General features: G+C 37.8%; 26 protein-coding genes. 22 read left to right on the plus strand and 4 right to left on the minus strand.

Going from position 1 to position 25,639, the window contains the following annotated elements; genetic code table 11:
• Window position 1: 1 nt before the first annotated feature.
• The 8 genes from pcaF to GO593_RS14145 all read left to right on the plus strand — a co-directional run bounded on the left by pcaF (window position 2) and on the right by GO593_RS14145 (window position 7,428).
• Window positions 2-1,210 carry a 3-oxoadipyl-CoA thiolase gene (gene pcaF, locus GO593_RS14110; RefSeq protein ID WP_000390396.1) on the plus strand — a complete coding sequence of 403 codons (1,209 nt, stop codon included), beginning with the start codon at window positions 2-4 and terminating at the stop codon, window positions 1,208-1,210.
• Window positions 1,211-1,250: 40 nt separating this feature from the next.
• Window positions 1,251-2,540, plus strand: coding sequence for a phenylacetate--CoA ligase PaaK (gene paaK / locus GO593_RS14115; RefSeq protein WP_000377865.1), 1,290 nt, complete (start codon window positions 1,251-1,253; stop codon window positions 2,538-2,540).
• A gap of 53 nt (window positions 2,541-2,593) precedes the next feature.
• A complete protein-coding gene (gene paaX / locus GO593_RS14120) occupies window positions 2,594-3,559 on the plus strand; it encodes a phenylacetic acid degradation operon negative regulatory protein PaaX (protein ID WP_000062822.1) in 966 nt (321 codons plus the stop codon).
• Entirely contained in the window at window positions 3,546-4,151 is a 606-nt protein-coding gene (locus GO593_RS14125) for a DapH/DapD/GlmU-related protein (protein ID WP_001112258.1), read from the plus strand. The genes paaX and GO593_RS14125 overlap by 14 nt, the downstream gene beginning before the upstream one ends.
• Before the next feature lie 77 nt (window positions 4,152-4,228).
• Entirely contained in the window at window positions 4,229-4,612 is a 384-nt protein-coding gene (locus GO593_RS14130) for a PaaI family thioesterase (protein WP_001984036.1), read from the plus strand.
• 215 nt (window positions 4,613-4,827) lie between these two features.
• Window positions 4,828-5,535 carry a hypothetical protein gene (locus GO593_RS14135; protein WP_001984035.1) on the plus strand — a complete coding sequence of 236 codons (708 nt, stop codon included), beginning with the start codon at window positions 4,828-4,830 and terminating at the stop codon, window positions 5,533-5,535.
• Between the two features lie 260 nt (window positions 5,536-5,795).
• On the plus strand, window positions 5,796-6,584 hold the full coding sequence (locus GO593_RS14140; protein WP_000932817.1) for a suppressor of fused domain protein: 789 nt from the start codon (window positions 5,796-5,798) through the stop codon (window positions 6,582-6,584).
• A 208-nt stretch (window positions 6,585-6,792) separates the two neighbouring features.
• Complete coding sequence (locus GO593_RS14145; protein WP_000896282.1) at window positions 6,793-7,428, plus strand: tetratricopeptide repeat protein; 636 nt, start codon at window positions 6,793-6,795, stop codon at window positions 7,426-7,428.
• Between the two features lie 70 nt (window positions 7,429-7,498).
• Here the strand turns inward: GO593_RS14145 and GO593_RS14150 are convergent, their stop codons facing one another.
• Window positions 7,499-7,921 carry a hypothetical protein gene (locus GO593_RS14150; protein ID WP_000333042.1) on the minus strand — a complete coding sequence of 141 codons (423 nt, stop codon included), beginning with the start codon at window positions 7,919-7,921 and terminating at the stop codon, window positions 7,499-7,501.
• A gap of 228 nt (window positions 7,922-8,149) precedes the next feature.
• Here GO593_RS14150 and GO593_RS14155 point away from each other — a divergent pair, with 228 nt between their 5' ends.
• The 3 genes from GO593_RS14155 to GO593_RS14165 all read left to right on the plus strand — a co-directional run bounded on the left by GO593_RS14155 (window position 8,150) and on the right by GO593_RS14165 (window position 12,114).
• The gene (locus GO593_RS14155; protein ID WP_000948262.1) at window positions 8,150-10,006 is read left to right on the plus strand and encodes an ATP-dependent nuclease; all 1,857 of its coding nucleotides are present in this window, start codon (window positions 8,150-8,152) and stop codon (window positions 10,004-10,006) included.
• 678 nt (window positions 10,007-10,684) lie between these two features.
• Window positions 10,685-11,287 carry a TetR/AcrR family transcriptional regulator gene (locus GO593_RS14160; RefSeq protein ID WP_001133277.1) on the plus strand — a complete coding sequence of 201 codons (603 nt, stop codon included), beginning with the start codon at window positions 10,685-10,687 and terminating at the stop codon, window positions 11,285-11,287.
• 200 nt (window positions 11,288-11,487) lie between these two features.
• The gene (locus tag GO593_RS14165) at window positions 11,488-12,114 is read left to right on the plus strand and encodes a hypothetical protein (protein WP_000670322.1); all 627 of its coding nucleotides are present in this window, start codon (window positions 11,488-11,490) and stop codon (window positions 12,112-12,114) included.
• Between the two features lie 130 nt (window positions 12,115-12,244).
• Here GO593_RS14165 and GO593_RS14170 read toward each other — a convergent pair whose 3' ends face one another.
• Complete coding sequence (locus tag GO593_RS14170) at window positions 12,245-13,132, minus strand: AraC family transcriptional regulator (RefSeq protein ID WP_000426820.1); 888 nt, start codon at window positions 13,130-13,132, stop codon at window positions 12,245-12,247.
• A gap of 199 nt (window positions 13,133-13,331) precedes the next feature.
• Between GO593_RS14170 and GO593_RS14175 the strand changes: the two genes are divergently transcribed.
• From GO593_RS14175 to GO593_RS14205, 7 genes are all read left to right on the plus strand, one after another.
• Window positions 13,332-14,027: an alpha/beta hydrolase gene (locus tag GO593_RS14175; RefSeq protein ID WP_000066757.1), complete on the plus strand. Its 696-nt coding sequence runs from the start codon at window positions 13,332-13,334 to the stop codon at window positions 14,025-14,027.
• A gap of 289 nt (window positions 14,028-14,316) precedes the next feature.
• The gene (locus GO593_RS14180; RefSeq protein WP_000546789.1) at window positions 14,317-15,243 is read left to right on the plus strand and encodes a LysR family transcriptional regulator; all 927 of its coding nucleotides are present in this window, start codon (window positions 14,317-14,319) and stop codon (window positions 15,241-15,243) included.
• A gap of 111 nt (window positions 15,244-15,354) precedes the next feature.
• Window positions 15,355-16,548, plus strand: coding sequence for a CaiB/BaiF CoA transferase family protein (locus tag GO593_RS14185; RefSeq protein WP_000050378.1), 1,194 nt, complete (start codon window positions 15,355-15,357; stop codon window positions 16,546-16,548).
• On the plus strand, window positions 16,545-17,483 hold the full coding sequence (locus GO593_RS14190; protein WP_000123656.1) for a hydroxymethylglutaryl-CoA lyase: 939 nt from the start codon (window positions 16,545-16,547) through the stop codon (window positions 17,481-17,483). Before GO593_RS14185 ends, GO593_RS14190 begins: the two co-directional genes overlap by 4 nt.
• A 113-nt stretch (window positions 17,484-17,596) precedes the next feature.
• Window positions 17,597-18,913: an MFS transporter gene (locus GO593_RS14195; RefSeq protein WP_000060068.1), complete on the plus strand. Its 1,317-nt coding sequence runs from the start codon at window positions 17,597-17,599 to the stop codon at window positions 18,911-18,913.
• 398 nt (window positions 18,914-19,311) lie between these two features.
• The gene (locus GO593_RS14200) at window positions 19,312-20,376 is read left to right on the plus strand and encodes a catalase family peroxidase (protein WP_001061486.1); all 1,065 of its coding nucleotides are present in this window, start codon (window positions 19,312-19,314) and stop codon (window positions 20,374-20,376) included.
• Between the two features lie 12 nt (window positions 20,377-20,388).
• Window positions 20,389-20,961, plus strand: coding sequence for a cytochrome b (locus GO593_RS14205; RefSeq protein ID WP_001180301.1), 573 nt, complete (start codon window positions 20,389-20,391; stop codon window positions 20,959-20,961).
• A gap of 139 nt (window positions 20,962-21,100) precedes the next feature.
• Here GO593_RS14205 and GO593_RS14210 read toward each other — a convergent pair whose 3' ends face one another.
• Together GO593_RS14210 and GO593_RS14215 are read right to left on the minus strand one after the other, a co-directional pair.
• Window positions 21,101-21,385, minus strand: a complete 285-nt coding sequence (locus GO593_RS14210; protein WP_001277471.1) for a DUF1330 domain-containing protein — start codon at window positions 21,383-21,385, stop codon at window positions 21,101-21,103.
• A gap of 62 nt (window positions 21,386-21,447) precedes the next feature.
• Window positions 21,448-22,110 carry a GntR family transcriptional regulator gene (locus GO593_RS14215; protein ID WP_001049495.1) on the minus strand — a complete coding sequence of 221 codons (663 nt, stop codon included), beginning with the start codon at window positions 22,108-22,110 and terminating at the stop codon, window positions 21,448-21,450.
• A 152-nt stretch (window positions 22,111-22,262) separates the two neighbouring features.
• On the opposite strand from GO593_RS14215, the gene GO593_RS14220 reads away from it, so the two are divergent.
• Genes GO593_RS14220 through tgnB form a run of 4 tightly spaced genes read left to right on the plus strand, consistent with a single transcriptional unit; the run spans window position 22,263 to window position 25,628 of the window.
• The gene (locus tag GO593_RS14220; RefSeq protein WP_000420415.1) at window positions 22,263-22,865 is read left to right on the plus strand and encodes an amino acid synthesis family protein; all 603 of its coding nucleotides are present in this window, start codon (window positions 22,263-22,265) and stop codon (window positions 22,863-22,865) included.
• A complete protein-coding gene (locus GO593_RS14225; protein WP_000987209.1) occupies window positions 22,834-23,625 on the plus strand; it encodes an alpha/beta fold hydrolase in 792 nt (263 codons plus the stop codon). The genes GO593_RS14220 and GO593_RS14225 overlap by 32 nt, the downstream gene beginning before the upstream one ends.
• Window positions 23,626-23,655: 30 nt before the next feature.
• Complete coding sequence (gene tgnA, locus GO593_RS14230) at window positions 23,656-24,588, plus strand: flavin-dependent trigonelline monooxygenase reductase component (protein WP_001293249.1); 933 nt, start codon at window positions 23,656-23,658, stop codon at window positions 24,586-24,588.
• Between the two features lie 2 nt (window positions 24,589-24,590).
• Window positions 24,591-25,628, plus strand: coding sequence for a flavin-dependent trigonelline monooxygenase oxygenase component (gene tgnB / locus GO593_RS14235; protein WP_001212558.1), 1,038 nt, complete (start codon window positions 24,591-24,593; stop codon window positions 25,626-25,628).
• Window positions 25,629-25,639: the final 11 nt, after the last annotated feature.

Consider the following 25,639-nt stretch of genomic DNA (forward strand, 5'->3'; position numbering starts at 1 on the left):
CATGGAAGACGTTTTAATTTGCGATTTTATTCGTACCCCAATTGGACGATATGCAGGTGCCCTAAGTGCTGTACGTGCAGATGATTTAGCTGCATTGCCCATCAAATATTTAAAAGATAAACACCCGAACCTACCGTGGAATACGGTAGACGAAGTGTTTTTAGGATGTGCCAACCAAGCAGGTGAAGACAACCGTAACGTTGCACGTATGGCAACACTCTTGGCAGGCTTACCTGATACAGTGCCAGCCATGACCGTCAATCGTTTGTGTGCTTCGGGTTTAGATGCGGTAGGTCTTGCAGCACGCTCAATTAAAGCTGGTGAAGCACAATTTGTGTTGGCAGGTGGTGTTGAGTCAATGAGCCGTGCGCCATTTGTACAGGCTAAACCGACCGAAGCCTTTAGCCGTACACCTGAAATTTATGACACCACCATTGGCTGGCGTTTTGTAAATAAGCAACTTAAAGCGCAATACGGCACCGACAGCATGCCTGAAACTGCTGAAAATGTAGCTGAAAAATATCAGATTAGTCGTGAAGACCAAGATGCGTTTGCATTGCGTAGTCAACAAAAAACCGCTGCGGCACAACAAAACGGTTTCTTTAACGATGAGATATTGCCTGTCGAGATTGTAGACCGTAAGAAAAACGTAGTTGTGGTGAACCGTGATGAACATCCGCGCGAAACAACACTTGAAGCACTCGCTAAACTAAAAGCACCATTTAAAAAAGAAGGTGGATCAGTGACTGCCGGAAATGCCTCTGGTGTAAATGACGGTGCTGCGTGTGTGTTAATTACCAACCGTGAATTTGCAGATACACATGGTTTAAAACCTTTAGCACGCGTGATAGGCATTGCAAGTGCAGGAGTTGAACCCAAATATATGGGTATAGGTCCTGTTCCGGCTGTGCAGAAAATTTTAAAGCAAACAGGTTTAACGCTAGATCAGATGGATGTGATTGAGCTGAATGAAGCATTCGCAGCCCAATCTTTGGCTTGTATGCGTGAACTTGGTCTAAAAGATGACGATGAACGCGTGAACCCAAATGGCGGTGCGATTGCACTCGGACATCCGCTCGGTATGAGTGGTACACGCTTGGTGATTACGGCAACACGTGAGCTAAAAAAACGAGGTGGACGCTATGCACTTTGCACGATGTGTGTAGGTGTTGGACAAGGCGTTGCACTGATTTTGGAAAACTTAAATTAATTCAGACGGTTTTTAAAATTACATAATGAGGAGAGAGGCGATGGACAGCCTTACAACGGATAATGTTGAACAATTAACACTTGCAGAGCTTCGAGAGCTGCAAACTAAACGGTTAAAACAAACCCTGACTTTTGTATATGAAAATAGTCCGGTCTATAAGAAAAAGTTCGATGAAGCAGGTGTACATCCTGATGACTTCGTAACTTTAGACGATCTGGCGAAGTTTCCATTTACCACCAAACAGGATTTAAGAGACAACTATCCGTTTGGGATGTTTGCCGTGCCGCAAGAGCAAATTGTGCGTTTACATGCATCATCGGGTACAACGGGTAAACCGACTGTGGTGGGTTATACCCAAAAAGATATTAATACTTGGTCGGACATTGTTGCGCGTTGCTTACGCATGGCAGGATTAACCGCGAAAGATATGGTTCAGGTGGCTTATGGCTATGGACTATTTACAGGTGGTCTAGGTGCACATTATGGTGCCGAGCGCTTAGGTGCAACGGTTATTCCAATGTCTGGCGGGCAAACTGAAAAGCAAGTTCAGCTTATTCAAGACTTTAAACCGACTGCAATTATGGTTACGCCATCGTATTGCGTGAGTATTATTGAAAAGCTTGAACAGCAATTTGGTACTGCACGTAATACCTCTTTAAAAGTCGGGATTTTTGGTGCCGAGCCGTGGACCAACGAACTGCGCCGTGAAATTGAAGAACGCCTTAATATTAAAGCACTCGATATTTATGGCTTGTCTGAGGTGATGGGGCCGGGCGTTGCGATGCAGTGTTTAGGTGAGGGCGAAGGACTAACCATTTGGGAAGATCATTTCTACCCAGAAATTATTAACCCTGAAACAGGTGAAGTCTGTAAAGATGGCGAACTTGGCGAGCTAGTCTTTACAACCATTACCAAAGAAGGCTTACCGATTATTCGTTACCGTACTCGTGATTTGACCCGCTTACTACCGGGTGAAAATCTGGCGATGCGTAAGATGGATAAAATTGTGGGTCGTAGTGACGACATGCTGATTATTCGCGGCGTGAACGTTTTCCCGACCCAAATTGAAGAGCAAATTTTGCAAGTTCCGCATTTAGTTCCAAATTATGAAATTTTGGTGACTAAAAAAGGCCATATGGATACTTTGCATATTCGTACAGAGATGTGTCATAACTGTACTATACAGGCCAATCAACTTGCTCAGGAGTTGATGAAACGCATTAAAACCATGATTGGGATTAGCGTTACTGTAGAAGTTGTGACAGAAGCGACCTTACCTCGTTCGGAAGGTAAGGCAAAGCGGGTAATCGATATGCGTCAGATTGCTTAACATCAAGATCATTCAGGGTATAGAATCTATACCCTGAAACTAAACGCCAAGACATGAGTATGAGTGCAAAAATACAGCAAATAATTGATTCTGTTGTAAAGAATGAAACCTTAAGTGGAACTTCGCTTATTTCGACAATTTTTGGAGATTCAGTACTTCATCGGGGTGGAAACATTAGTCTCGCAAGCTTGATTCAGTTATTAGAGCTATTTGGTTTTAATGACCGCGCTGTAAGAACCTCTGTTTTTCGTTTAGTTAAAAATGATTGGTTATGTTCAGACAAAATTGGCAGAACCAGTTTTTATCGAATTACCGATTCAAGCCGTTCGACCTATTTGCAAGCCGAGCAACGTATTTATAACGATCAGATGAAAGAGTGGGACCATTATTGGGATCTTATTCTGATGTCTAGCCTCGATACTGAAAATAAAGCGTTGCTAAAGAAAGAACTCGAATGGTTAGGATTTGCCAATATTTCGACAAACTTAATGGCTTATCCGGGTTGTAACCGTATTGAACTGCAACGCTTGTTGGTTGACTTAAATATGAGTGAGCAAGTGGTGGTGTTTAAAGCCGAAACATTGCAGCTCTTTAATAATTCGGTCGATACCATTGGTCGTATGCTCAGAACCAACTGGCCAATCGATGAATTACGCCAAAGATATCTACAGTTTCTCGATATTTTTAGAGAAATTGGCGTGTTGCTGATGCAGGAAAACGAACAACTCGAACCAGTTCAGGCCTTTCAAATTCGAACTTTGCTGATTCACTATTATCGAAGAATTTTGTTGAAAGACCCTGCATTACCGCTTGAGTTGTTGCCAACTGACTGGCCTGCGATTAGTGCACGAACTTTATCAATGAATATTTATAAAAAAGTATTTGAACCTGCCGATGAATACTTCTTGTCTGTTGCCGCAACAGCAGAAGGACCAATGCCAAATGCCACAGCACATTATTGGCGCCGTTTCGGAGGTTTGGTGGCAACAAATGAGAGGTTAAATCATGCCTTGTTATAGTATTGACGGTGTTATTCCGGTGGTTAGCCCAGACGCTTTTGTACATCCAACCGCTGTTTTAATTGGTGATGTGATTATTGAAGCGGGCGTATATGTAGGGCCATTTGCCTCATTGCGTGCCGATTTTGGTCGTATCCATATTAACCAAAATGCCAATATACAAGATAGCTGCACCGTACATGGCTTTCCGCAAAGCGTGACTTTAGTTGAGGAAATGGGGCACATCGGGCATGGGGCAATTTTGCATGGCTGCCGCATTGGTAAAAATGTTTTGGTCGGCATGAACAGCGTAATTTTGGACTATGCCGAAATTGGTGAAAACACTATTATTGGTGCAAATAGTCTAGTCAAAACCAAAGATATTATTCCGGCAAATGTATTGGCAATGGGTAGTCCTGCCAAGGTTGCACGTGATTTATCAGAACAAGAAAAAAAGTGGAAAACCAGAGGCACGCAAGAATACATGGAGCTTGCACAGCGCTGCTTAAACTCAATGCAAGAAGTTCAGCCTTTAAGCTCAGAGTCAGATGACCGTCTGACCTATAAGGACTTTAGTTCTTCAAACTATCAGATTAAACAAGATAGTGTTTAACGGCTTTTAATCAGTCGATTTCAATACACATGAGTTCATAACACTTAAGGAATACTCGCACGAGTAGGGAGACGTTTGTGCAAAAAATGGAAAATACTGCGGTTGATCAATTCGCCGAGTTATTGGGTGTGCAAGTGCTGCATCGCAGTTTTGATGAAGCGCGTTGCAAGCTTAATGTAAAAGACGAACACATGAATGCATTGGGCGGCGTGCATGGTGGTGTCATATTTTCTTTAGCCGATATTGCTTTTGCGATGGCTTGTAATGCAGGAGATGCGCCATATACTGGCCTACAGGCGGATATTCGCTATATGAGTGGTGCGAAAGATAAGGTGTTATTTGCAACGGCAACCAAGGTCGGCAGTAGTAAAAAATTCGCGCATTATGAAGTTGTGATAACAGACGGTTTAAATAATAGAGTCGCTTTATTTACATCTACATGTTACAGACTTGCTCCGTGATAGGTGGTTATTTGATGGTTAGAGATTTAAAGATAACTAGCCAGTACAAAACCAACGTTCGAAGTTTCCATCTTTATCATAAATTTTGTGAGCTAATGCATAAGGGCACTGTATTAAGAAGTACCATCCTATATAGTTTAAACTCATGCCTTTGATTCTCATAATTAGGTAAAATAAATTATAATCGATAAATTAATTACACTAATTGCATACTTATGAATAAACCATTAATCCTCTTTAATTTAGTAAGAAATCTTAAAAAATATCATAATCAACCAGATGTTAGGCCATATGAATGTTTTAGGGCGGTTTTAGATCTTCCTAGGGATTCTGATATCAAAAAACATTTAGTCTATCTGTCTCAAATGGCCTATGATGTAGCTAGTCATTTAGAAGCAGATAATCCATTACTTAATGATAGGACATGGGTCACTAAATTGGTTAACGTATTGACCCATCCATTTGAGCAAGTAGGTCAATTTAATGCTAAATTAAATGATCTTTACCCAATCGTAGAGATTTCTTTAGCATCTCATGTTAGAGCGTGGGATCATATTTCAAGTATTAATAAAGCTTTAACCGATGATGAAATCACAAACTTGAAAGAAAATACTCGTCAGTTATTGGATGAAGTTATCAAATTGGATAGTGTAGATGCAAAAGTAAAAGTTTATCTAATCGATCAGCTTAAAAAAGTTTTAAATGTTCTGGATAACTACCAAATTTATGGGCATGAAAAATTAATAGATATCTTAGAAAAATCAATTGGTCATGTAATTGTTGATAAAAATTATGAAAAATTTATGTGTGATTCTAGCCAAAGTGAAAATTGGAAAAAATATTTAACAGATCTTAGTACTGTTATTACACTTTCCTCTGGTGTAATGCCATTATTACAATCTTTACAAGGTTATTTACCCTAGACTATATATTCTTATTAAGAATTTTTAATTCTTTTAGTTTAGTGTTGCATCTTACGTTATTTTATTGATGTCTGTCTGATTATCTTAAATAGCCACTAAATTCTAGGAATACCTATGCCAGTCATCTTCAAAAACAGTCTTTCTAGGCTGTTTTTATTTACTCCTTTATAATTTTCATTATATTAAATAGATTCTTTTTGCTTTATCTAACATTGACTAATAAAATAATAAAACTAGAAAATGCTAAAAGAAATTTTTAAATGCTTAATAAATTAAAGAAGTTAATAGGACTTGTCGGCTTAACATCACTTTCTACAGTAAGTTGCGCTCAACAAGATCAAGAAGCTATCTGGCAAAATGTGTATAACACTAGAACTCAATATTATGAAGAAAATATAGGTAAATTACCGGATGATATTCTAAAAATAGCTCACATGGCTGGTGTTTGGCCTGGTGGTGGTTTATATGTAATTCCAGCTGATAAAATTGGCAAAGATATTACTGTTTATTCTACGTTTGGACTTACAAACTCTGATATGCCAGCTCAAGCAACTGTTTCAGATGTAAAAGTTGAGAAAGATAATTTAGGGCGAGTTGTTTCAAGTTCAGCAAATGTAAAATCAAAAACACAAACCGTGGCTCTCTCTGGTGCAGCAGGTTATGGATATGAATTAATATTAATGACTAAAGATAAAAATGCTGAATGGCCACTGTGGTTTTTACAATGGGCAGTACAAGCTGAATTGTTAAATGATGCAGGCTTTCTCAAAAGAGTTGAAAAGTATAATGGATTGACTGTAGAAGCCATATCAGTTGGAGAAAATGAGAATGACAAAATTAATGTCTTAATCACCAAAGCCCAAAAACCTCTACCTCTTGGTACACAACTTCCAAATGGGAAAATGGAGTTTCTAGTCGCAATAGTTATTATGGATGAAGAAATGAAATGGTCTATGAAAAATGGACGAAATGAATTAGCTAGTAAGCTCATGGAAGCAGGGGTTGGTCAACTCAGTGATCGAAATAGACCATCTGTCATAGGTAATTAATTTTTATATTTAGCCACTTTATGTGACATAACCTCATATGTCCAAATAAAAGCAGCTTCTCATCAGTATGCTGCTTTTATTTTATCTAGTTCCCTCGACTTAAATCATCTTTTTAACTTTATTGTGCTTATGTTTTATAGAACATTGAATTATATTTAATAGCTAAATTTACTTATATTTTATTATTTTTTTAATTTAAGGGTTCAGAGTGGCTTTTGTATCTGTAAAAGAAGTAGCTGATAAAGCGCAGCATTTTAGTGTCCACGAACAAATGATTATAGGGATTAATTATTGTTTAGGATTAAATGGACATGAACAAGACATTAATGAGGGGCGAGCATGGTTGTGGATAGCAGCTACATATTATCGGTCTTTTATTGCTCAGTATAATTGGGCTTTAACATGGACAAGTAAGCCTTGTTATAAAGTTGAAAAAGATATTTCTTTAGAAGAATTACAAATGTTGGCAAATGAAAATAATTTGGCAGCGATTTACATGCTAGGTGTTCATTTTAGAGAACCTGATCCTATGTTAGCTATTGAATACTATCAAAAGGCGGTAAAAGAAAATTTTTATCCAGCAATAAATAATTTAGCTGATATATATGAAAACGGCTCTGGTGTTGAACAGAACATTAATAAAGCTGTTGAACTTTATAACATTGCTGCTGAACAAGGTATTGCTGCTGCTGAGTGGAGTTTAGGATTGCTTTATTTCAATGGAGATCTTGTGGATCAAAACATTCCATTAGCTCAATATTGGTTACAAAAAGCAGAAGCAAATGGATGGTTTCCAGCGCAGGATCTTTTGATTTCTATCGATGAAAATTATCAAAAAATTTAAGTCTATAAATTCAGATTATTTTATCCTTGGGTATTTCGCCTAGTACCTGTTAAGTTGAAAGGAAAACTTATCAGGTACTAAACTTATAACCAAAATGATTAAGGCATACGTTAATTCCATTAAGTGAGTAGTCAGTACAACCTTTATGAATGCACTTATTTTCTGAAAAGCCTTCATGAGTTAAAACAACCAAGAATTGCTTAATACTGTTTATTCGATTTTGGCTTAATGTTTGGTTCACATTTGAAAGTTTAATTCCAAAAATAGGTGTTGTTGGTATATCTGGATAACACTCGAAATACCATGCTTGCTCACACTCAGAGCAGACATAATAAAACTCACTATAATTAAATTTTGGACGAGTTTCTTCGCATGGAGCTTCTTCAATGATGTAGTGAGAAAACCTATTTTTCATTTCGTAGTTATTGCTGAAAATATTTGAAAAGCTGTCAGGGCATACAAAAAATTCACCGACATTTTGACATTCACACATAGATTTTGTTCTTTAACGTTTTGCTGGAATTTACGATAAAGCTTATATGAAATGCACATGTAGATGGAAATGAATTGAGTTGATTGTCTTGGGCTGTTTAAAATATTTTTTATAATTCCAAGAGGATAATTTGGAAAATTTAATTTTAATTCTTTTACTATCTATCAATTTATTATTTAAAATAGTAAAAATGAAAGAATAAAATATTTTTAATATCTAAGGATTTAAATGTTAAGTTTTCCTATCCCTCTAGTCTGTAATATTGATAGTGCTAATGGAACTTTAGAAAAAAGTTTAACTTTAGTTTCACCTTTTACGTGTATTTTAGGTCCCAATGGCGCTGGAAAGACACATTTATTACGTAGTCTAAGAAGTCTTTTTGCTAATTCCCATGAGTTTAATCAGCTTGGCAAAACTAGATTGATTTCAGCGGGAAGAATGGGGGTTTCGGAACAGTATCGTTCTGATGCACTAGGACATTATTCTGGTGATCATTATAATTTTGAATCAGATAATTTCGGTGCTGTTAGTGATGGAGTTCGACGCCATCATATGCAGTCTATTAATGGTGATATTCATACATTATCAATTCGGCATGATATTAGAATTAAAGTCCAAGAACGATTGAGAAAGCTATTTAAACGAGATATTGAGATAGTTCCAGATGGTGGAGTATTAAAAGTATATTTTTCAAAACTTGATGGATCTAAAAAATATACCTCAAGTAGAGAGGCTTCTGGTTTAATGCACTTAGTTGGAATTTTATCAGCGCTATATGATGATGAGGTAAAATTTCTACTTATAGATGAACCTGAAGTATCTTTACATCCTCAATTACAATCATTTCTTCTTGGAGAGATGTTAGATGTATCTATTAATAAACGTAATAAGATAGTTATTATAGCAACACATTCACCAAGTATGATTAACATTCAAAGTGTTAATGACTTATTTTCATTGGTTTTCTGTGATGATTTGGATCAACCTCTTAAACAATTAACAAATGAAATGGGTGAACTACAAGGTAGGAATATTAAATCTCTAGTTTCCAGACTAGGACAAGAACATAAGATGACATTCTTTTGTAAAAGACCACTTTTAGTTGAAGGGCCATCTGATGTTGTAATTTGTAATGCTCTAGCTGCTAAACTTCAAATGTATTTAGAGGCTAGTGGGTGCCAATTTTTACCTGTGATTGGAAAAGATCAATTACCTATTGTATATAAATTGTTAGTTGCTATGGGCAAAGAACCTTTAATTTTAGCAGATGCTGATTCAATCGTAGATACTACAGATTTTTTAAATAAAATTTTTAATGCGAACCCAAGTGTTTTAGATATCATTGTTACAGAAATAGGAGTCGATCCATTTGATTTAGTGAGAAAAGTAGATCAAGAGCTAATTCAATTAATCAATAACGAATGGGATGCAATTTCAAGTTTTGCAATGAAACAATCCTATTGGATTTTGGGGCATAAAGATGATGAAAATAAGGCTAAGAAGAGAGCTTGTTTTACTTTATTGTTTAATTTAAGGGATTCAGAGTTCGAAGAAATTCCGAATTTTGAAAATTGGAGTAAATTAAAAACAAGATATATTACTTTGCTAAGAGTATTAGAAAAAATAGGAGTATTTGTATTAAGAAAAGGGGCCATAGAATCCTACTATCCAGAAGAATATAAAGTGACTAATACTGATAAAATAGAGGTCGCTTTTAATCAAATTGATAATATACATAGTGGTGACTTATCTTCTATTAATGAAAGTTATGCAGATATAATACGCTTTTTAGAAATGGCTTCTGCTTATATTAAAATTAGTGAGATAGAAGCTGTTAGACAAATATTACTGTCTGCTTTGGCGCCTTGTATTGATGGTGTTAAAAATGAAAATAATATGTTTGATCTAAATACAATTGCAAGAAATAATATTGGAGAAAAAGCTAATTTATTTAATATCGAAAAAAATGAAGATAATATTGTAGTTAGTTTGAATTCTAAAATATTAAATATTCCAGGATTTCCATTAACAATTCATAAGGATTGTAACTTAAATTCCACTTTATTAGAAAAATTGATGGAGTAAGTAGATTTATTTAACTTTATTCTCCAAAACACTTTCTATTAAATAGCTATCGTAAAAAACAGCCTCCCAAGGCTGTTTTTTATTTCTTCACTTAACAATAACTCCTTCATTATTTAGCCTTACTTTTCTAATGATTTAATTTAAAACAAATGGCATTTTGTGTGCTTGACTGCAATAGGGTTGGGCACTATTCTTTGCCTGCTGGCCACATTGCCAGCCGGTCGTCGCGGACCGATTTTTTCGACCACATCAGGATTATTTCTTCTGAGGAATAGTCTTATGTGTAAACTCCCAGTCTCCTCCCGTAGCGGTAGGACGGGAGAGGGACACCTTCGGGTGTGCTGGAGTCGAAACCAGTCCGCGAACCCTTTCTCGTTCTGCCACCATAATTTCTATTCATGTCGGCAGAACTCCCAATAAAAAGGAGTTGGCTTTGCACATCCATTATTTCTTGGCTCTCAATGCCAAAAGCTATAACGACACAGCTTAAAAATTAAAGCAGTTTGAACAACCCAAGGTTTTCAGGCTTAAAGTCATTTTTACTTAAAACTCAGCAATAACAAACTCGAGATGTGCCAAGCACAGTCTTTACGGCTTTGCTGTGCCTTTTTTTCTCCCAAAAAGGGCACAGGCTTTTTTATCTCTACATACAACAAAAATTTTTATAACGGTAAAACTATGCCAAATTTAGTTCTCCCAACACGTACCCTATACGTTGTAAATAAAGCAATTGATCTGTTTCACCACCGTGGTTTTCACCTTATTGGGGTCGACAGAATAGTGAAAGAATCAGAAATTACGAAAGCGACTTTTTATAATTACTTTCAATCAAAAGAGCGGCTTATTGAAATTTGCCTTATGGTGCAAAAAGAAAAGCTCCAAGAGCAAGTAGTCGCAATGGTCGAGTATGACTTAAGTACCCTTGCCATCGATAAACTTAAAAAGCTTTATTATTTACATACCGATTTAGAAGGGCCGTATTACTTATTATTTAAAGCTATTTTTGAGATTAAAAATAGTTATCCCATCGCCTATCAGACTGCAATGCGCTATAGAACATGGCTCAAAAATGAAATTTATAGCCAGCTTAGAGTGCTAAACGCAGATGCTTCTTTTACCGATGCCAAGCTATTTGTATATATGGTGGAGGGCACAATCATTCAGCTTTTAAGCTCAGATGGGGCACTCGAGCGGGAAAAGATGTTGGATTATTTTTTAAACTCTTTTGTTAGAAATTTTAGTCCATGTATGTTTACTCATGTCGATGCTAGCAAGTGTTAGCCTGTTCTTCTATGAGGGTTTATATGTAAAAGCTAGACGAGTTGTTTTGAAGGGGGGAGAGAAATAATAAATAAAGCCCCCTTAAAAAATTGCTTGTGTACAAAAGAATATAAAAACAGCAAGTAACACTTACTCAAGTGTCATTTTAAACTGATTGGTATTTATACAATATAGTTATCAGATCACAAGGATATGAACTAATGAAATTTCTAAAATTTTTAACTTTTAGCACGATTCTTACCTTATCCGCACATAGCTATGCGACAGTGGGTGGTGAACAAAAAATTGAAGTATTGGGCTATCAGCAAAAAGAGAAGAAACTTTATGTATTAAGACATTATGAAGATGGCCGAGGACGCCTACCACAACTATATTATTATCTATTAAATAGTAAATCGCCTGATAAACTGATTGAAGTTAAATCTCTCTATATCAATCCAAAAACACATAAGATTGATTATGATCAAGATAGTACAGCGTTTAATAAGGCACTTAATAAAATTAAAAGGAATTTAACCCCCTTAGTCGTAAGTAATAGTAAGACTGTAAAAATTCAAACGTTAAAAACTCATCAGAATCAGGTATTGTCTTGGTTTGATCCTTCAGGAAAGATCACGCAATATAAAACAGAATATGTTGTAAAATCGCCATCTTTACAAAGTAAGACCCATGTTGCGGTTCATTACAGCAAAGCAATAAAAATTTCCCAAAATTATAGTGTGCCTAAACAAAATAAGAGGTTGGTTGTCGTTAAATATTTGGGGGTTCCAGAAGAAACTGGTTACGATATTGAAGACCCTGTTTTACTACTACCTATAAAAAAATAAGCTTAAGCGAAAATTATTTTTATGTTAGTAGAATTTTTTATTTTTTAGCAAAATAATTCTGAGTTTCATTGAGAAAATGAAGATATAGTTTTTAGTGTTTTATTATTTAAGTTAGAAATTTTCCTTTCTATTAAGTTTTAGTTTCTGAAATTTCTCTAAATTTTCTTGGGCTATAACCAAATGTTTGAATAAAAGATCTGGTAAAAGCAGCTGGTGAAGAATAACCAACTAAATCAGCAATTTGTGAAATACTTTTATTCGTTTCCATTAAATATTGTTTTGCTAACTTCATTCGCCAATGTTTGAGATAATTAATTGGGGTAGTACCTACCAATTGTATAAAATTTTTTGAAAACTTTGATTTAGATTGATTAGTTTCTTTGGCAAGAATTTCTACGGTCCACTCTTTAGTAGGATTAGAATGCATTAAGAATAATGCCTTGCTAATAGTAGGACTCTGCAAAGCTGAAATCCAACTTTTATGGTTAAGTGTTTCTTTGTTTAGCCAGAATCTTATTGACCACACTAACAGCAAATCGATAACACTTGAAAGCATAACCTGACTACCTAAAGAAGGTTGATCAAGTTCTAATTTTATTGCAGCTACTGTCATTGGGATCCATTCAGCAACTTTACCATCTTGGTGAGAAGGAACGACTATATATTTAGGCAATCCTTCAGCGATTGTTTGTCCATATACACCGTTTAATTGAAAAACACATGTAATAACAACTGGTTCTGCAGCTTTATCTTCTATAATTTCGATAGAATGCTTAAATCTTGAAGGAATAACGATAACATCCCCGTCGTTTACGATCTCATTTATTTTTTGTTCATCACTTTTAATTTTAAAACTACTTCCTTGAAATATATGAATATACGAATAATCACTATCCAGAAAAACAATATTTTTATTTTTATAATTTTCGACTTGATAAATTTGTCCTGATATTTTTGCATTCTTGTAAATATCAAAAAAAATATCAGTTAATTTATTTACATCTTGCTCATTTTCCATCTCACTACATCTCATCGAAAAAAATGTTTCTGCAAAAAAATATGCTGTTTTGGTAATTGTGGAAAGTGGTTTTATAACAAATAATCATTTTAGAAGATTTTATAGTTTGATATTTGATCAAGTTATCGAAACTTTATGGATAAATATTTTTAATTTAATTTATGAAATTCAACGTCATAGCAAAAGATAGGAGAAAACAATGAGTAATAAACCAACAATTATATTAGTACATGGCTTTTGGGGAGGTGCAGCCCACTGGAGTAAAGTTATTATTGAACTTTCCCATAGAGGTTTTACCTCATTACAAGCAGTTGAATTGCCATTAACCTCACTAGCTGATGATGTCGAACGGACAAAGAAAATGATAGCTCAGGTTGATGGTGACGTAATATTAGTTGGGCACTCTTATGGAGGTGCGGTTATTACTGAAGCGGGTAATCTTCCAAATGTAGTTGGCCTCGTCTATATTGCAGCGTTTGCTCCTGATACAAATGAGAGTCCAGGGGAGATTACACAAAAGCATCTACCTGTAGCTGCTCCTAATTTATCACCAGATAGTGATGGTTACCTTTGGCTTAAAGCAGATAAATTTCATGAAAGTTTCTGTCAAGATTTAACAGAAGATGAAGGTCTAGTTATGGGAGTAACACAAAAAGCTCCGTTAGCAAGCACCTTTGGCGACACCATTACCTCACCAGCTTGGAAAACTAAACCTTCGTGGTATCAAATTTCTACTCAGGATCGAATGATTAGTCCTGAAAATCAAGAATTTATGTCATCTAGATTAAATGCTAAAAATGTTATTTCTTTAGATGCGAGCCATGCTTCATTAGCTTCCAAGCCAGTTGAAGTTGCGGATTTAATAGATGAAGCTGTTTCTTTCTTTAGTTCATAAAGTTATTTAATTTAAATCTACAAAAATTAAGAAGTTAAGAAAATAATAATTTTTTTAACTTCTTTTTTTCTAAGTATAATTTCATCCTACTTATATGGATTGTTGCGAAAATTAATGAGGAGAGCCTTACTTGTTTATAACATATTTATATTTGATTTTAACTTGGTAAGTTTAAGCTTTTTATAATATTTTATTTATCCGAATCATAGGCGAGAAATATAAAATTTTTATAATTCTATATATTTATTATAGCGTTATGAGTTTCAAGTTATAAGATGGGTCATCTGTAGTGCATATAGAAAATATTATTCGTAAATTGGATTTGGTCACCTTAACGATTTTCCAGTCTGTTTGTGATGAAAAATCTCTGAGCAAGGCCGCTGAAAAAAATATGATTGCGCTGTCTGCCGCAAGTAAGCGTTTGACTGATTTAGAACATTTGATTGGTACCAAACTGTTTATTCGTGATGGTAAGGGCATGCAAATTACACCTGCTGGTGAAAGCCTGCTTTATCATTGCAGAACCATCTTAGACTCGGTTTATAAAGCTTCGGTTGAGTTAGAAGAATACAAAATAGGTATTAAAGGTTTTGTACGATTACAGGCAAATTTATCAACGATCATTCAGTTTTTACCCGAAAGTCTACATCCTTTTATTGTTGAAAACCCTCAAATTAAAATTGAGCTTGAAGAGCGCCCAAGTATAGAAATTATTCAAAATGTAAGTAATAAAATTGCCGACTTAGGCATCTGTATTGCCGAGAATTTATCAGAAGATCTGGATTATTATCATTATCGTAGCGATCGGCTGGTCGCGGTCATACAAAACCAGCAATATTTAAGTGAACAGAAAATCATTTCCTTTGAAGATGCATTAGATTACGACTTTATTGGTTTACATACTCAAAGTGCGATTAACCGGATTTTGCAGCAAAAGTCTGAAGCGTTAGGAAAGCAGCTCAAACTCAGAATATTGGTGACAAGTTTCGATGCTGTTTGCCGTATGGTACAGGCGGGTATGGGAATTGGAATTTTGCCACATAAGGTTTTTGAAATCTTTGGTAAACCATTAGGACTGGCAAGTGTAGAGTTAACCGATGATTGGGCAAAAAGGGACTTATATCTTGTGTCCAAGCGTGATGAGTTTTTAAATCCAGTAACTTTGCTTTTAAAACAATATTTTATGCATCCACATAAAGAAATTATACCTAAATGATTTTTATAGGTTTCGCAAAACACGAAGACTTGTTGATCTTTTAAGAATTGTATTACTGCTCATTGCGCCATAAATTTAATTCTATCGGAAGTAGATATAATATGGATTGTTATGAGTCTAGCCCTTGAGAAAATAAAAGTCCTAGAAATAGGAACGCTAATTGCAGCTCCTTTTGCAACACGCATTCTTGCTGAGTTCGGTGCTGAAGTCATAAAAATTGAACCTATTGGCAAAGGCGATCCACTTCGTAAATGGCGTAAGTTACATCACGGAACATCTTTGTGGTGGTATTTACAGTCACGTAATAAGAAATCTTTAGCGCTTAATCTCAAGTCACCAGAAGCAATTGCTTTAATCAAAAAGATGATTGTCGATACCGACATTCTGGTCGAAAACATGCGTCCCGGTGCGCTTGAAAAATTAGGCCTAGATTGGGAAACCCTAAAATCAATTAATCCTAAACTGACTTTTGTTCGCATATCTGGTTATGGTCAATCTGGCCCTTATAAAGACAAGCCGGGCTTTGGTGCAATTGGTGAGGCAATGGGTGGAATTCGTTATACAACGGGTTCTCAAGATTCTGCGCCTGCACGAGTTGGCGTGAGTTTGGGTGACTCACTTGCTTCATTACATGCGGTGATTGGCGCTTTAATGTCGATTGTGAATATTAAAACCAATAATGGTAACGGACAGATTGTTGACGTGTCACTCGCAGAGAGTGTCTTCAATATTATGGAAAGTGTTGTCCCGGAATACGACTTGCATGGTTTTATTCGGGAGCGTTCTGGAGGTTCATTACCGGGTATTGCACCTTCAAATACCTATCGAACCAAAGACAATGCTTTTGTGGTGATTGCAGGAAACAGTGACCCAATTTTTAAACGCTTAATGCATGTAATTGGTCGTGAAGATTTGGCAAATCGACCTGAGTTTGAACACAACGATGGGCGTGCGCAGCAAAGTGATTTGCTCGATGCTGCAATTGAATCATGGAGTCGACAGCATTCAATTGATGAAGTCTTACAACAGCTTGAACAAGCTGAGGTTCCATCGGGGCGAATTTATTCTGTAGCCGATATGGTCAATGATCCGCACTTTAATGCACGTGATATGTTGCTTTCAACCGAGTTGCCTGATGGTCAGGTGGTAAAAATGCCGGGTATTGTTCCGAAGCTTTCCGAAACACCGGGGCAGGTCAAATGGCGTGGTCCTGAGCTGGGTGAGCATACCGAATCTGTTTTAAAACAATACGGATATCAAGCTGAAGAAATTGAAAGCCTACGTGTATCGGGAGTAGTGCAATGACAGCATTTTCCGACTTACTTGTTGTACAAGAAGTTTCTCCACGAGATGGTTTGCAAATTGAGCCAACTTGGGTACCTACCGATAAGAAAATTGATTTGATTAATCAATTGTCGACAATGGGTTTCTCTCGAATTGAAGCAGGCTCTTTTGTCTCGCCAAAAGCGATTCCAAATTTGAGAGATGGTGAGGAGGTTTTTACTGGAATTACACGCCATAAAGATATTATTTATGTTGGGCTAATTCCAAATTTAAAAGGCGCGCTTCGGGCAGTGGAAGCCAATGCAAATGAGTTGAATCTTGTCCTCTCTGCTAGCCAAACCCACAACCTTGCCAATATGCGTATGACTAAAGCTCAATCATTTACAGGATTTACCGAAATTGTGGAGCAGCTACAGGGTAAAACACAGTTTAATGGAACTGTTGCGACAACGTTTGGCTGTCCATTTGAAGGTAAGATTAGTGAAAGGGAAGTGTTTAGCCTAGTTGAGCACTATCTAAAACTGGGTATTCATAACATTACACTGGCAGATACCACTGGCATGGCGAACCCAGTGCAAGTGAAAAGAATTGTCTCTCGCGTTTTATCGTTAATTTCGCCTGAGCAGTTAACCCTACATTTTCATAATACACGTGGATTGGGATTAACTAATGTTCTTGCAGCTTATGCGGTTGGAGCAAGACGGTTTGATGCTGCATTGGGTGGTTTAGGTGGGTGCCCGTTTGCACCAGGGGCTTCTGGAAATATCTGTACTGAAGATTTGGTCAATATGTGTGAGGAAATTGGAATACCCACCACGATTGATTTAGATGCTCTTATTCAACTTTCGAGAACCTTACCAGCTCTTTTAGGACATGACACGCCAAGCCAGCTTGCTAAGGCGGGGAGAAATACAGACTTGCATCCTATACCGGATTATATCAAATCACTTAATTAAGATACGTCACTCAAGATAGTTGGAAATGAGACGATATTTGTATCGTCATCGGTCAACTCGTCTTTAAAAACTTGATAGGACGCGTCTTGAGGCTCATTTTCAGGAGAAAATAAATGAGTTTAACGCAAAGCATGGAATTATCGGCTGAAGCAATTGCCGAAAAGCAATTAATAAAAAAAGTAGCATGGAAAATCATGCCATTAATTATGGTGTGTTACTTATTTGCTTTTTTTGATCGTATCAACATTAGTTTCGCCAAGTTTCAGTTACAAGCTGATTTATCTCTAAGCAATACAGCTTATGGCCTTGGTGCCAGTTTGTTTGTAATTGGGTATGTAATATTTGAAGTACCCAGTAATTTATTGCTACATAAATTTGGTGCGAGAAAATGGATTGCACGCATCATGATTTCTTGGGGTGTTGCAACGGCCTTAATGGTATTTGTGACCACAGAGTGGCAATTTTATGTATTACGTTTCTTGATTGGTGCAATGGAGGCTGGCTTTGCTCCGGGTGTGCTGTATTACATGACGCTTTGGTTTCCTCAAAGCTATCGTGGCCGAATTATTTCATTATTTTTCCTTGCTTCTGCTTTTTCAGGCATCTTTGGAGGACCAATTTCAGGGGTGTTATTGTCATCACTTGATGGTGTGATGAACATGCGTGGCTGGCATTGGTTATTTTTAGTCGGTGGCGTGCCTTGCGTTTTACTGGGTCTTTGTGTTCTTACTTATTTAAAAGATCATATTGATGATGCGCAATGGCTATCATCCTCAGAAAAAGTTCACTTAAAACGTTTGGTTGAACCTAAACAACCAGAAAAGGCTTCTCATTCATTATGGGCTGCCATTAAAACCCCGGGATTATTAATTTTAGGTGCTATCTATTTTCTGATTCAGATTGCATCTTATGGTTTAAATTTCTGGGGGCCTCAGTTAATAAAAAGCTCAGGCATTGATGATACCCAAATGATTGGTTTTCTTAGTGCCATTCCATACCTCATGGGAGCAATTACAATGGTAATTGTTGGACGTTTAGCAGATAAATCTGGGGAGCGTTTAAAATTTACTGCTGGTTTACTCTCTTTAGGTGCTATTGGTTTCTTTACAGCAGGTTTCTTTGATGCGAACCCCGTTGTTGTAGTCATTTCGCTTGCTTTATTAGGGGCAGGTATTGTTGCTGCAATTCCTTCTTTCTGGAATTTACCACCTAAAGTCTTGGTCGGAGCTGGGGCGGGGGCTGCGGGTGGTACAGCGCTCATTAATACATTAGGGCAAGTAGGGGGAATTGTTAGTCCTATTATGGTTGGCCATATTAAAGACATAACAGGTAGTACAACGCCTGCGCTGTATATTATTGCAAGCTTATGTGTTGTGTGTATTGCACTACTAATATGGGCTACGCCAAAACGGTTAAAAGAGAAAGGTTAAACGATTCACTCATGCTCAAAGCCAGTTGGTTGGCTGGAGCATGAGTGCAGTTAATATGAAAATGATCTAATAGTTAAAAAATAAAATTTATAGCCAACTTATAAAACTAAAAGCCAATGCGACTTTTCAAAATGTGGGAACTTTTACTTTTTTCGTTCCCATGCTTTATTTATCTCCATTCAAATGTTAATAAACTTAATAATAACCTCACGGTACGTAACTTATATGGTCCACAAACAAATATTATATTAAGGTTTATCACTATTGGATCCAGAAATTTCGGGATTTTATTTACTTAGCTAATCATGAACATAATTCCATCAATATAAGTAATACTCTTTTTATAGGATCAAACTTTTCTTTATAAATGCAGCTATATAATTTACACAGGATGAAGAATGAATAATTTGAATTTTAAAACTCTAAAGAAGTACTGGCTGCGATTCGTGGGTATTGCTGTAATCGCAGGCGCTTTAGTATTGGCATTTGCTTGGACCGCTGGTCTATTTGGACATCGAACAACATCCAAAACTTTTTTGGGTGACACATTAAAAAACTTTGATCCCGGATATCGACGTGCACACGGTAAAGGTATTTGTTTTAATGGCACTTACCATAGTAATGGTGCGGCAGCAGCACTCTCTAAAGCCACTGTATTTGCCAAGTCTGATATACCGGCAATTGGCCGATTTTCTATTGGAAGCGGTAACCCGCATGCGGCAGATAATTCTACCGCAACAGTGAGTATGGCTTTATTACTTTCTCCAGCCGATCATTCGCAGTGGCGCATGAAATTAAACAACTTTCCTTATTTCCCGACTCGAAATGCTGAAGGTTTTTTGGCGCAGCAAAAAGCATTTAAACCGGTTCCGTCTACTGGTAAACCTGATCCAGTCCTTGTTGAGGCATTTTTAAAAGAATATCCCGAAGCGCGTAAGTCTATTGAGCAAAAGGCCAAGATGCCATTAACTGGTAGTTTCAGCGGTGCAGAATTTTATGTCGTAAATGCCTTTATATTGCGGGCAGCCAATGGACAAGAACAGCCAGTCCGTTGGTCTATGCGTCCTCATTCAAAATTTATTAGTCTGACCAAAGAACAACGTGATCAAGCTGATCATGATTTCTTATTTAAAGACATCAAAAAACGTTTGGCTGAAGGGCCGCTCTATTGGGACTTAGTTTTGCAACTTGCCGAGCCAGGAGACCCGGTGAATGACCCATCTCAGCCTTGGCCAAAAGACCGTAAAGAAGTTATAGCCGGAACATTAGAAGTCAAAAATGTAACTGATCAGGTAAATGGCGCTTGTCGTGATATTAACTTTGACCCAACTTTGGTGCCACCGGGAATTGAGTTATCAGATGACCCAGTACTCGCAGCACGAGCGGCTATCTATTCACAGTCTTACAATGCTCGATTACGTGAAATTGGATTTGGCAAAGCAACGGATGCCGTGGGCAAATAGGAGAGATGAACAATGCAAAATAAATCTAACGATACTGCTCCACGTCATTTTAATATGACTGCTCGAATACTACATTGGCTTATGGCGGCAGCAATTCTGGCTATGCTATTTATTGGGGTAGGAATGACCACCTCAATGACTTGGCGTCCGTGGTTAATCGATATTCACCGTCCTTTAGGAATCGCAATCTTACTATTGGTCATCATAAGATTAATAAATCGACTCTGTTATCCAATTCCACCTTTGCCGCCGTCTGTACCACGCTGGCAAGCGTTTCTTGCTCATGCATCACATTGGCTACTTTATATTTTGATGTTTAGTTTGCCATTGCTCGGATGGGCAACGCTATCGGCAGGTAATTGGCCTGTCACTTTATTTCCGGGTTGGGATCTTCCACCTATAGCACCCACTAACTCTACGCTTTACGCTTGGTTCCGTACATTACATGGAATTTTGGCTTGGCTATTATTTGCTGTCGTGATTGGTCATCTGTCTGCTGCATTATTACATGCGTGGATTTATCGCGATGGCGTATTTTCGAGTATGGCTTTGGGGTCTTCTTCTAAAAAAGAAGAAGCTGATTAGTTTGCTTGAAAGTTTTCGATTGAACGATGAGTTAATGGTGAGGTTTTTATAGGGTTTATTTAAAACATATAAATAAGCTCGCTGATGTAACAACTTAAAATAGAATTGATTTCTCAAGTTGAGAAATCAATTCAGCTATTTAGATCCCTTCAACAAAACTCACCATGACATCACAGCAGCCTTGGCGTTTACTTTTGGCAAGCTGATATTCAGGTGAAAAATAACATTCACGTGCAGTTTCCATATCTGGAAACTCAATCACCACGTGGCGTTCAAACTCTTGTCCTTCTAAGACTTCAGAGGCACCGCCACGCGCAAGAAACTTGGCGCCGTACTTTTGAAAAGCTTGCGGAGCAGTGGCCATATATTGTTTATATTGTTCCATATCATGAATGGTGACATGAGCAATCCAGTACGCAGACATATCGTATTTCCCTATAACTTATTCAATAAAGGTCTATTTACCTTTTCCTAAAATTTGTGATTTCACGCATCTAAAATATTTTTTGCGACAGCAGCAGCTTCAGCAATATGTTCAGCAACAGCTTGTTTTGCCTTTTCAGGGTCTTTGTGAAGATAGATGGCCTCACACATATTTTTAATACGTTGATAACCTGAAATTTCACGCTTTGTTGATTTCATGGTCATGGCACGAAGACGGCTAATTCGACCGTTTAAACGTTGAACCACTTCCCAAGCAATATGGTGATTGGCTGTAGTAAAAATAGTTTCATAAAGCCGGGTAGAGGTCGCAATAATGAGATTGATGTCATCGGCGGCAAATGCAGCTTTAAGATCTTCTAATAGAAGTTTTAATTTTTCAGCAGTTTTTTCATCTAGATTTTTAGTGCAGTCGACCACAGCACTTTGCTCTAACAAAAGACGAATTTCATAAATTTGTGAAGCGATGTCCCAGTTAAGTAGCGAAACGATAGGGCCTTTATTTGGCAAAATCTCGACTAAACCTTCTGCTTCCAAATAACGAATCACTTCGCGAACTACAGAACGGCTTACGCCAAGTTCTTCACATAAGGTTCTTTCAACCAATCTTTTTCCTGAAGGGAAATAGCCCGTAATAATGGCATTACGCACTTTATCTAAACACAGCTCTCGTAAAGTTACGGGCGGGTTTTCAATTTTAAGATTCATAGATAATTAAATTTTCCTGTTTTTTAACATGTTGAGTTTCATTACATGTTTTTCAATAAAAATTAGCATAGCAAACTCTTGCTTTTTTTTCAGTATGTATTATGGTATACCATAATACGAATGACAAGATAATTTACTTGCAAGGAAGAGCAATGGAACTCATACGTAAAACTGTGCTTCATGTAGAAACCACTTATGTAGATGGCGGCAAAGAAGCAGCCAAGCCTTTAAAAATGGTGGCAGCAGCAGCGGTCATTAAAAACCCGTGGGCAGGGCAAGGTTATGTAGAAAACCTAACACCGGAAATTCGTCGCATTGCGCCGATCTTAAGTGAGCACTTAACCAAGCTTATTCTTGATGAAGTCGGTTCGGGCGAGGCTGTTGAAGCTTTTGGTAAAAGTGCAGTGGTGGGCTTAAATGGTGAACTTGAGCATGCATCAGCTTTAATTCACACCTTACATTTTGGTAATACTTACCGTAGCGCTGTCGGTGCGAAATCTTATTTGGCATTTAACAATACCCGTGGCCCAGCAAATGCGCCGATTTTAATTCCAATGATGGATAAAAATGACGAAGGCCGCCGTTCTCATTACTTAACATTGCAATTTGCAATTCCAGATGCACCTGCTGCCGACGAACTGGTTGTTGTGATTGGTGCAGCAACAGGTGGTCGGCCACATCATCGTATTGGTGATCGTTATAAAGATTTGGAAGAGTTAGGTCATGATGTCAAAAACCCTGCAGCTGTCAAATAACCGTATTGCTCACTATTTTGAGCAAGGCGAAGGAGAGCCTCTGGTTCTGATCCATGGAGTGGGAATGCAAGCTGCGGCATGGTATCCACAAATTGAATATTTTTCTAAACATTATCATGTGATTTCAGTAGATATGCCGGGACATGGTCAAAGCACCAAATTACCGGCAGACGCAAAATTACAAGATTTTGTTGAATGGACCATCGAATTTATTACAGCCTTAAAATTAGGCCCGGTAAATTTAGCAGGGCATTCAATGGGCTCGCTAATTACCACAGGCGTCAGTGTTACCCGTCCTGATTTAGTTAAACGGATGGCTGTACTCAATGGTGTGTATAAACGGACACCACAGGCGCGTCATGCAGTCATCCAAAGAGCTGAAGAGTTAAAAACAGGCCGTATTGATGTTGAGACTCCGCTACAGCGCTGGTTTGGCGAAAGTGAAGTCGAGCGTATAGCTGCTGCCAAAGTAAAAACTTGGCTCGAAAATGTCGACTTGTCTGGTTATACCACTGCGTATTCTGCGTTTGCACAAGGCGATGAAACCTATGCAGATGACTGGTCAAAGATCACTTGTCCTGCTTTGGTGTTGACCGGTACGGATGATCCGAATTCAACTGCAGAAATGGCATTACAGATGGCAAAACAGGCAAAGCATGGCACTGCAATTGTCATTGAAAATGAACGTCACATGGTGAACTTAACTGCACCTGACAAAGTGAATAATGCAATGCAAGCGTGGTTGGAAACCAGCGTTTAATTTGCTACACATTGCTGAAGGAATATAACAATGAGTGAAATGGATACGATTAATAAAATGCGTGAACTTCGTGATGCTTTCGGGTCATTTATGACAGGCGTTACGGTGGTCACAACCTGTAAAGAAGATGGAACGCCACTTGGCTTTACAGCGAACTCTTTTGCTTCGGTGTCTTTGGACCCAGCTTTACTTCTCGTGAGTATTGCCAAGACATCAAGCAATTATCATAACTTTGCAAATACCACTCATTTCGCAATCAATATTTTGGCAGAAGAGCAAAAGGATGTTTCAAATACCTTTGCTCGTCCAAGCGAAGATCGTTTTGCAAATATTTCATGGTCAAAAAGCGCTTGCCAGAACCCGCTGATCGATCATGTCAGTGCATGGTTTGACTGTACAACCTACCAAGTTGTCGATGCAGGTGACCATGCCATTTTAATTGGTAAAGTTGAAGATTTTGCTTCGACAGGTTTTGCTGGTCTTGGTTATTATCGTGGCGGATATTTCACTCCGGCCAAACTTTCTGCCGAGGTCATCTCTGGTCCTAAAGTGGTGATGAGTGCCATTATCGGACATGAAAATACCATTTTACTCGAAGAAACTGCCGATCATAAATGGACTATTCCCCATGTCATGGTAGATAAAGACGGTGCCGATAAAGCGCTTGAGAAAATCTTTGCACAATACCAGCCAGATGCTTCTGCCAACTTCATTTACTCTGTATATGAAAACGTTGAAAACCAGCAGCAATATATTTCATTTTTATGCAACACACCCGTAGCTCAAGCCACCAAAGGTCAGTTTGTCGATTTAAATGATCTTGAGAAACTTGAGTTTGTAGACAGTGCTTTAGAAAGTATGCTGATGCGCTATCGCAAAGAAAACCATTTGAAAACTTATGGTGTTTATTACGGAAATCAGACAACAGGTACAGTTCGTCAAATCGTTAAAGAGGAAGTTTAATCATGCGTTTTTCATTATTTGTGCATATGGAACGTGTTTCTGATCAGCAAACCCAGAAGCAGCTTTATGATGAAATGATTGAGCTTTGTCAAATTGCAGACCGTGGCGGTATGCATGCGGTTTGGACAGGCGAACACCATGCCATGAACTTTACCATTGCACCGAACCCATTTTTAAATCTGGTCGATTTAGCGAATAAAACCAAAAATGTTCGTTTAGGTACAGGTACGGTGGTAGCGCCATTCTGGCATCCGATTAAACTTGCAGGTGAAGCTGCAATGACCGACATTATTACCAATGGCCGTTTAGATATTGGTATTGCTCGTGGTGCTTATTCGTTTGAATATGAACGTATGGTTCCGGGCATGGATGCATGGAGTGCAGGCCAGCGTTTACGTGAAATGATTCCCGCAATTAAAAACCTTTGGAAAGGCGATTATGAGCATAACGGTGAATTTTGGCAGTTTCCAAAAACCACCTCAGCACCTAAACCGCTTCAACAACCGCATCCACCAATTTGGGTTGCTGCCCGTGATCCAAATAGCCACGAATTTGCTGTGCAAAATGGCTGTAATGTACAGGTAACGCCGTTACATTTAGGTGATGAAGAAGTTGAAAAACTCATGGGACATTTCAATGCAGCTTGTGAAAAGTTCAGTGATGTACCGCGTCCGGAAATTATGTTGCTCCGCCATACCTATGTGGCAGATAGTGAAGAAGATGCTCAACTGGCAGCAGATGAAATCAATACCTTCTATAACTACTTCGGCGCTTGGTTTAAAAATGAGCGTGAAATTAAACAAGGTTTAATTGCACCTTTAAGCCCTGAAGAAATTGCTGCACATCCTTTTTATACACCTGAGGCGATGCGCAAAAATAACGTGATTGGGCAAGCCCAAGAAGTCATTGATCGCTTAAAAGCCTATGAAGCGATGGGCTATAACGAATATTCTTTCTGGATTGATACAGGCATGAGCTTTGAACGTAAAAAAGCCTCATTAGAACGTATGATCAATGAAGTTATGCCGGCATTTGCATAGAGGCGAATATC

The sequence above is a fragment of the Acinetobacter baumannii genome (assembly GCF_009759685.1).
Taxonomy (GTDB): domain Bacteria; phylum Pseudomonadota; class Gammaproteobacteria; order Pseudomonadales; family Moraxellaceae; genus Acinetobacter; species Acinetobacter baumannii.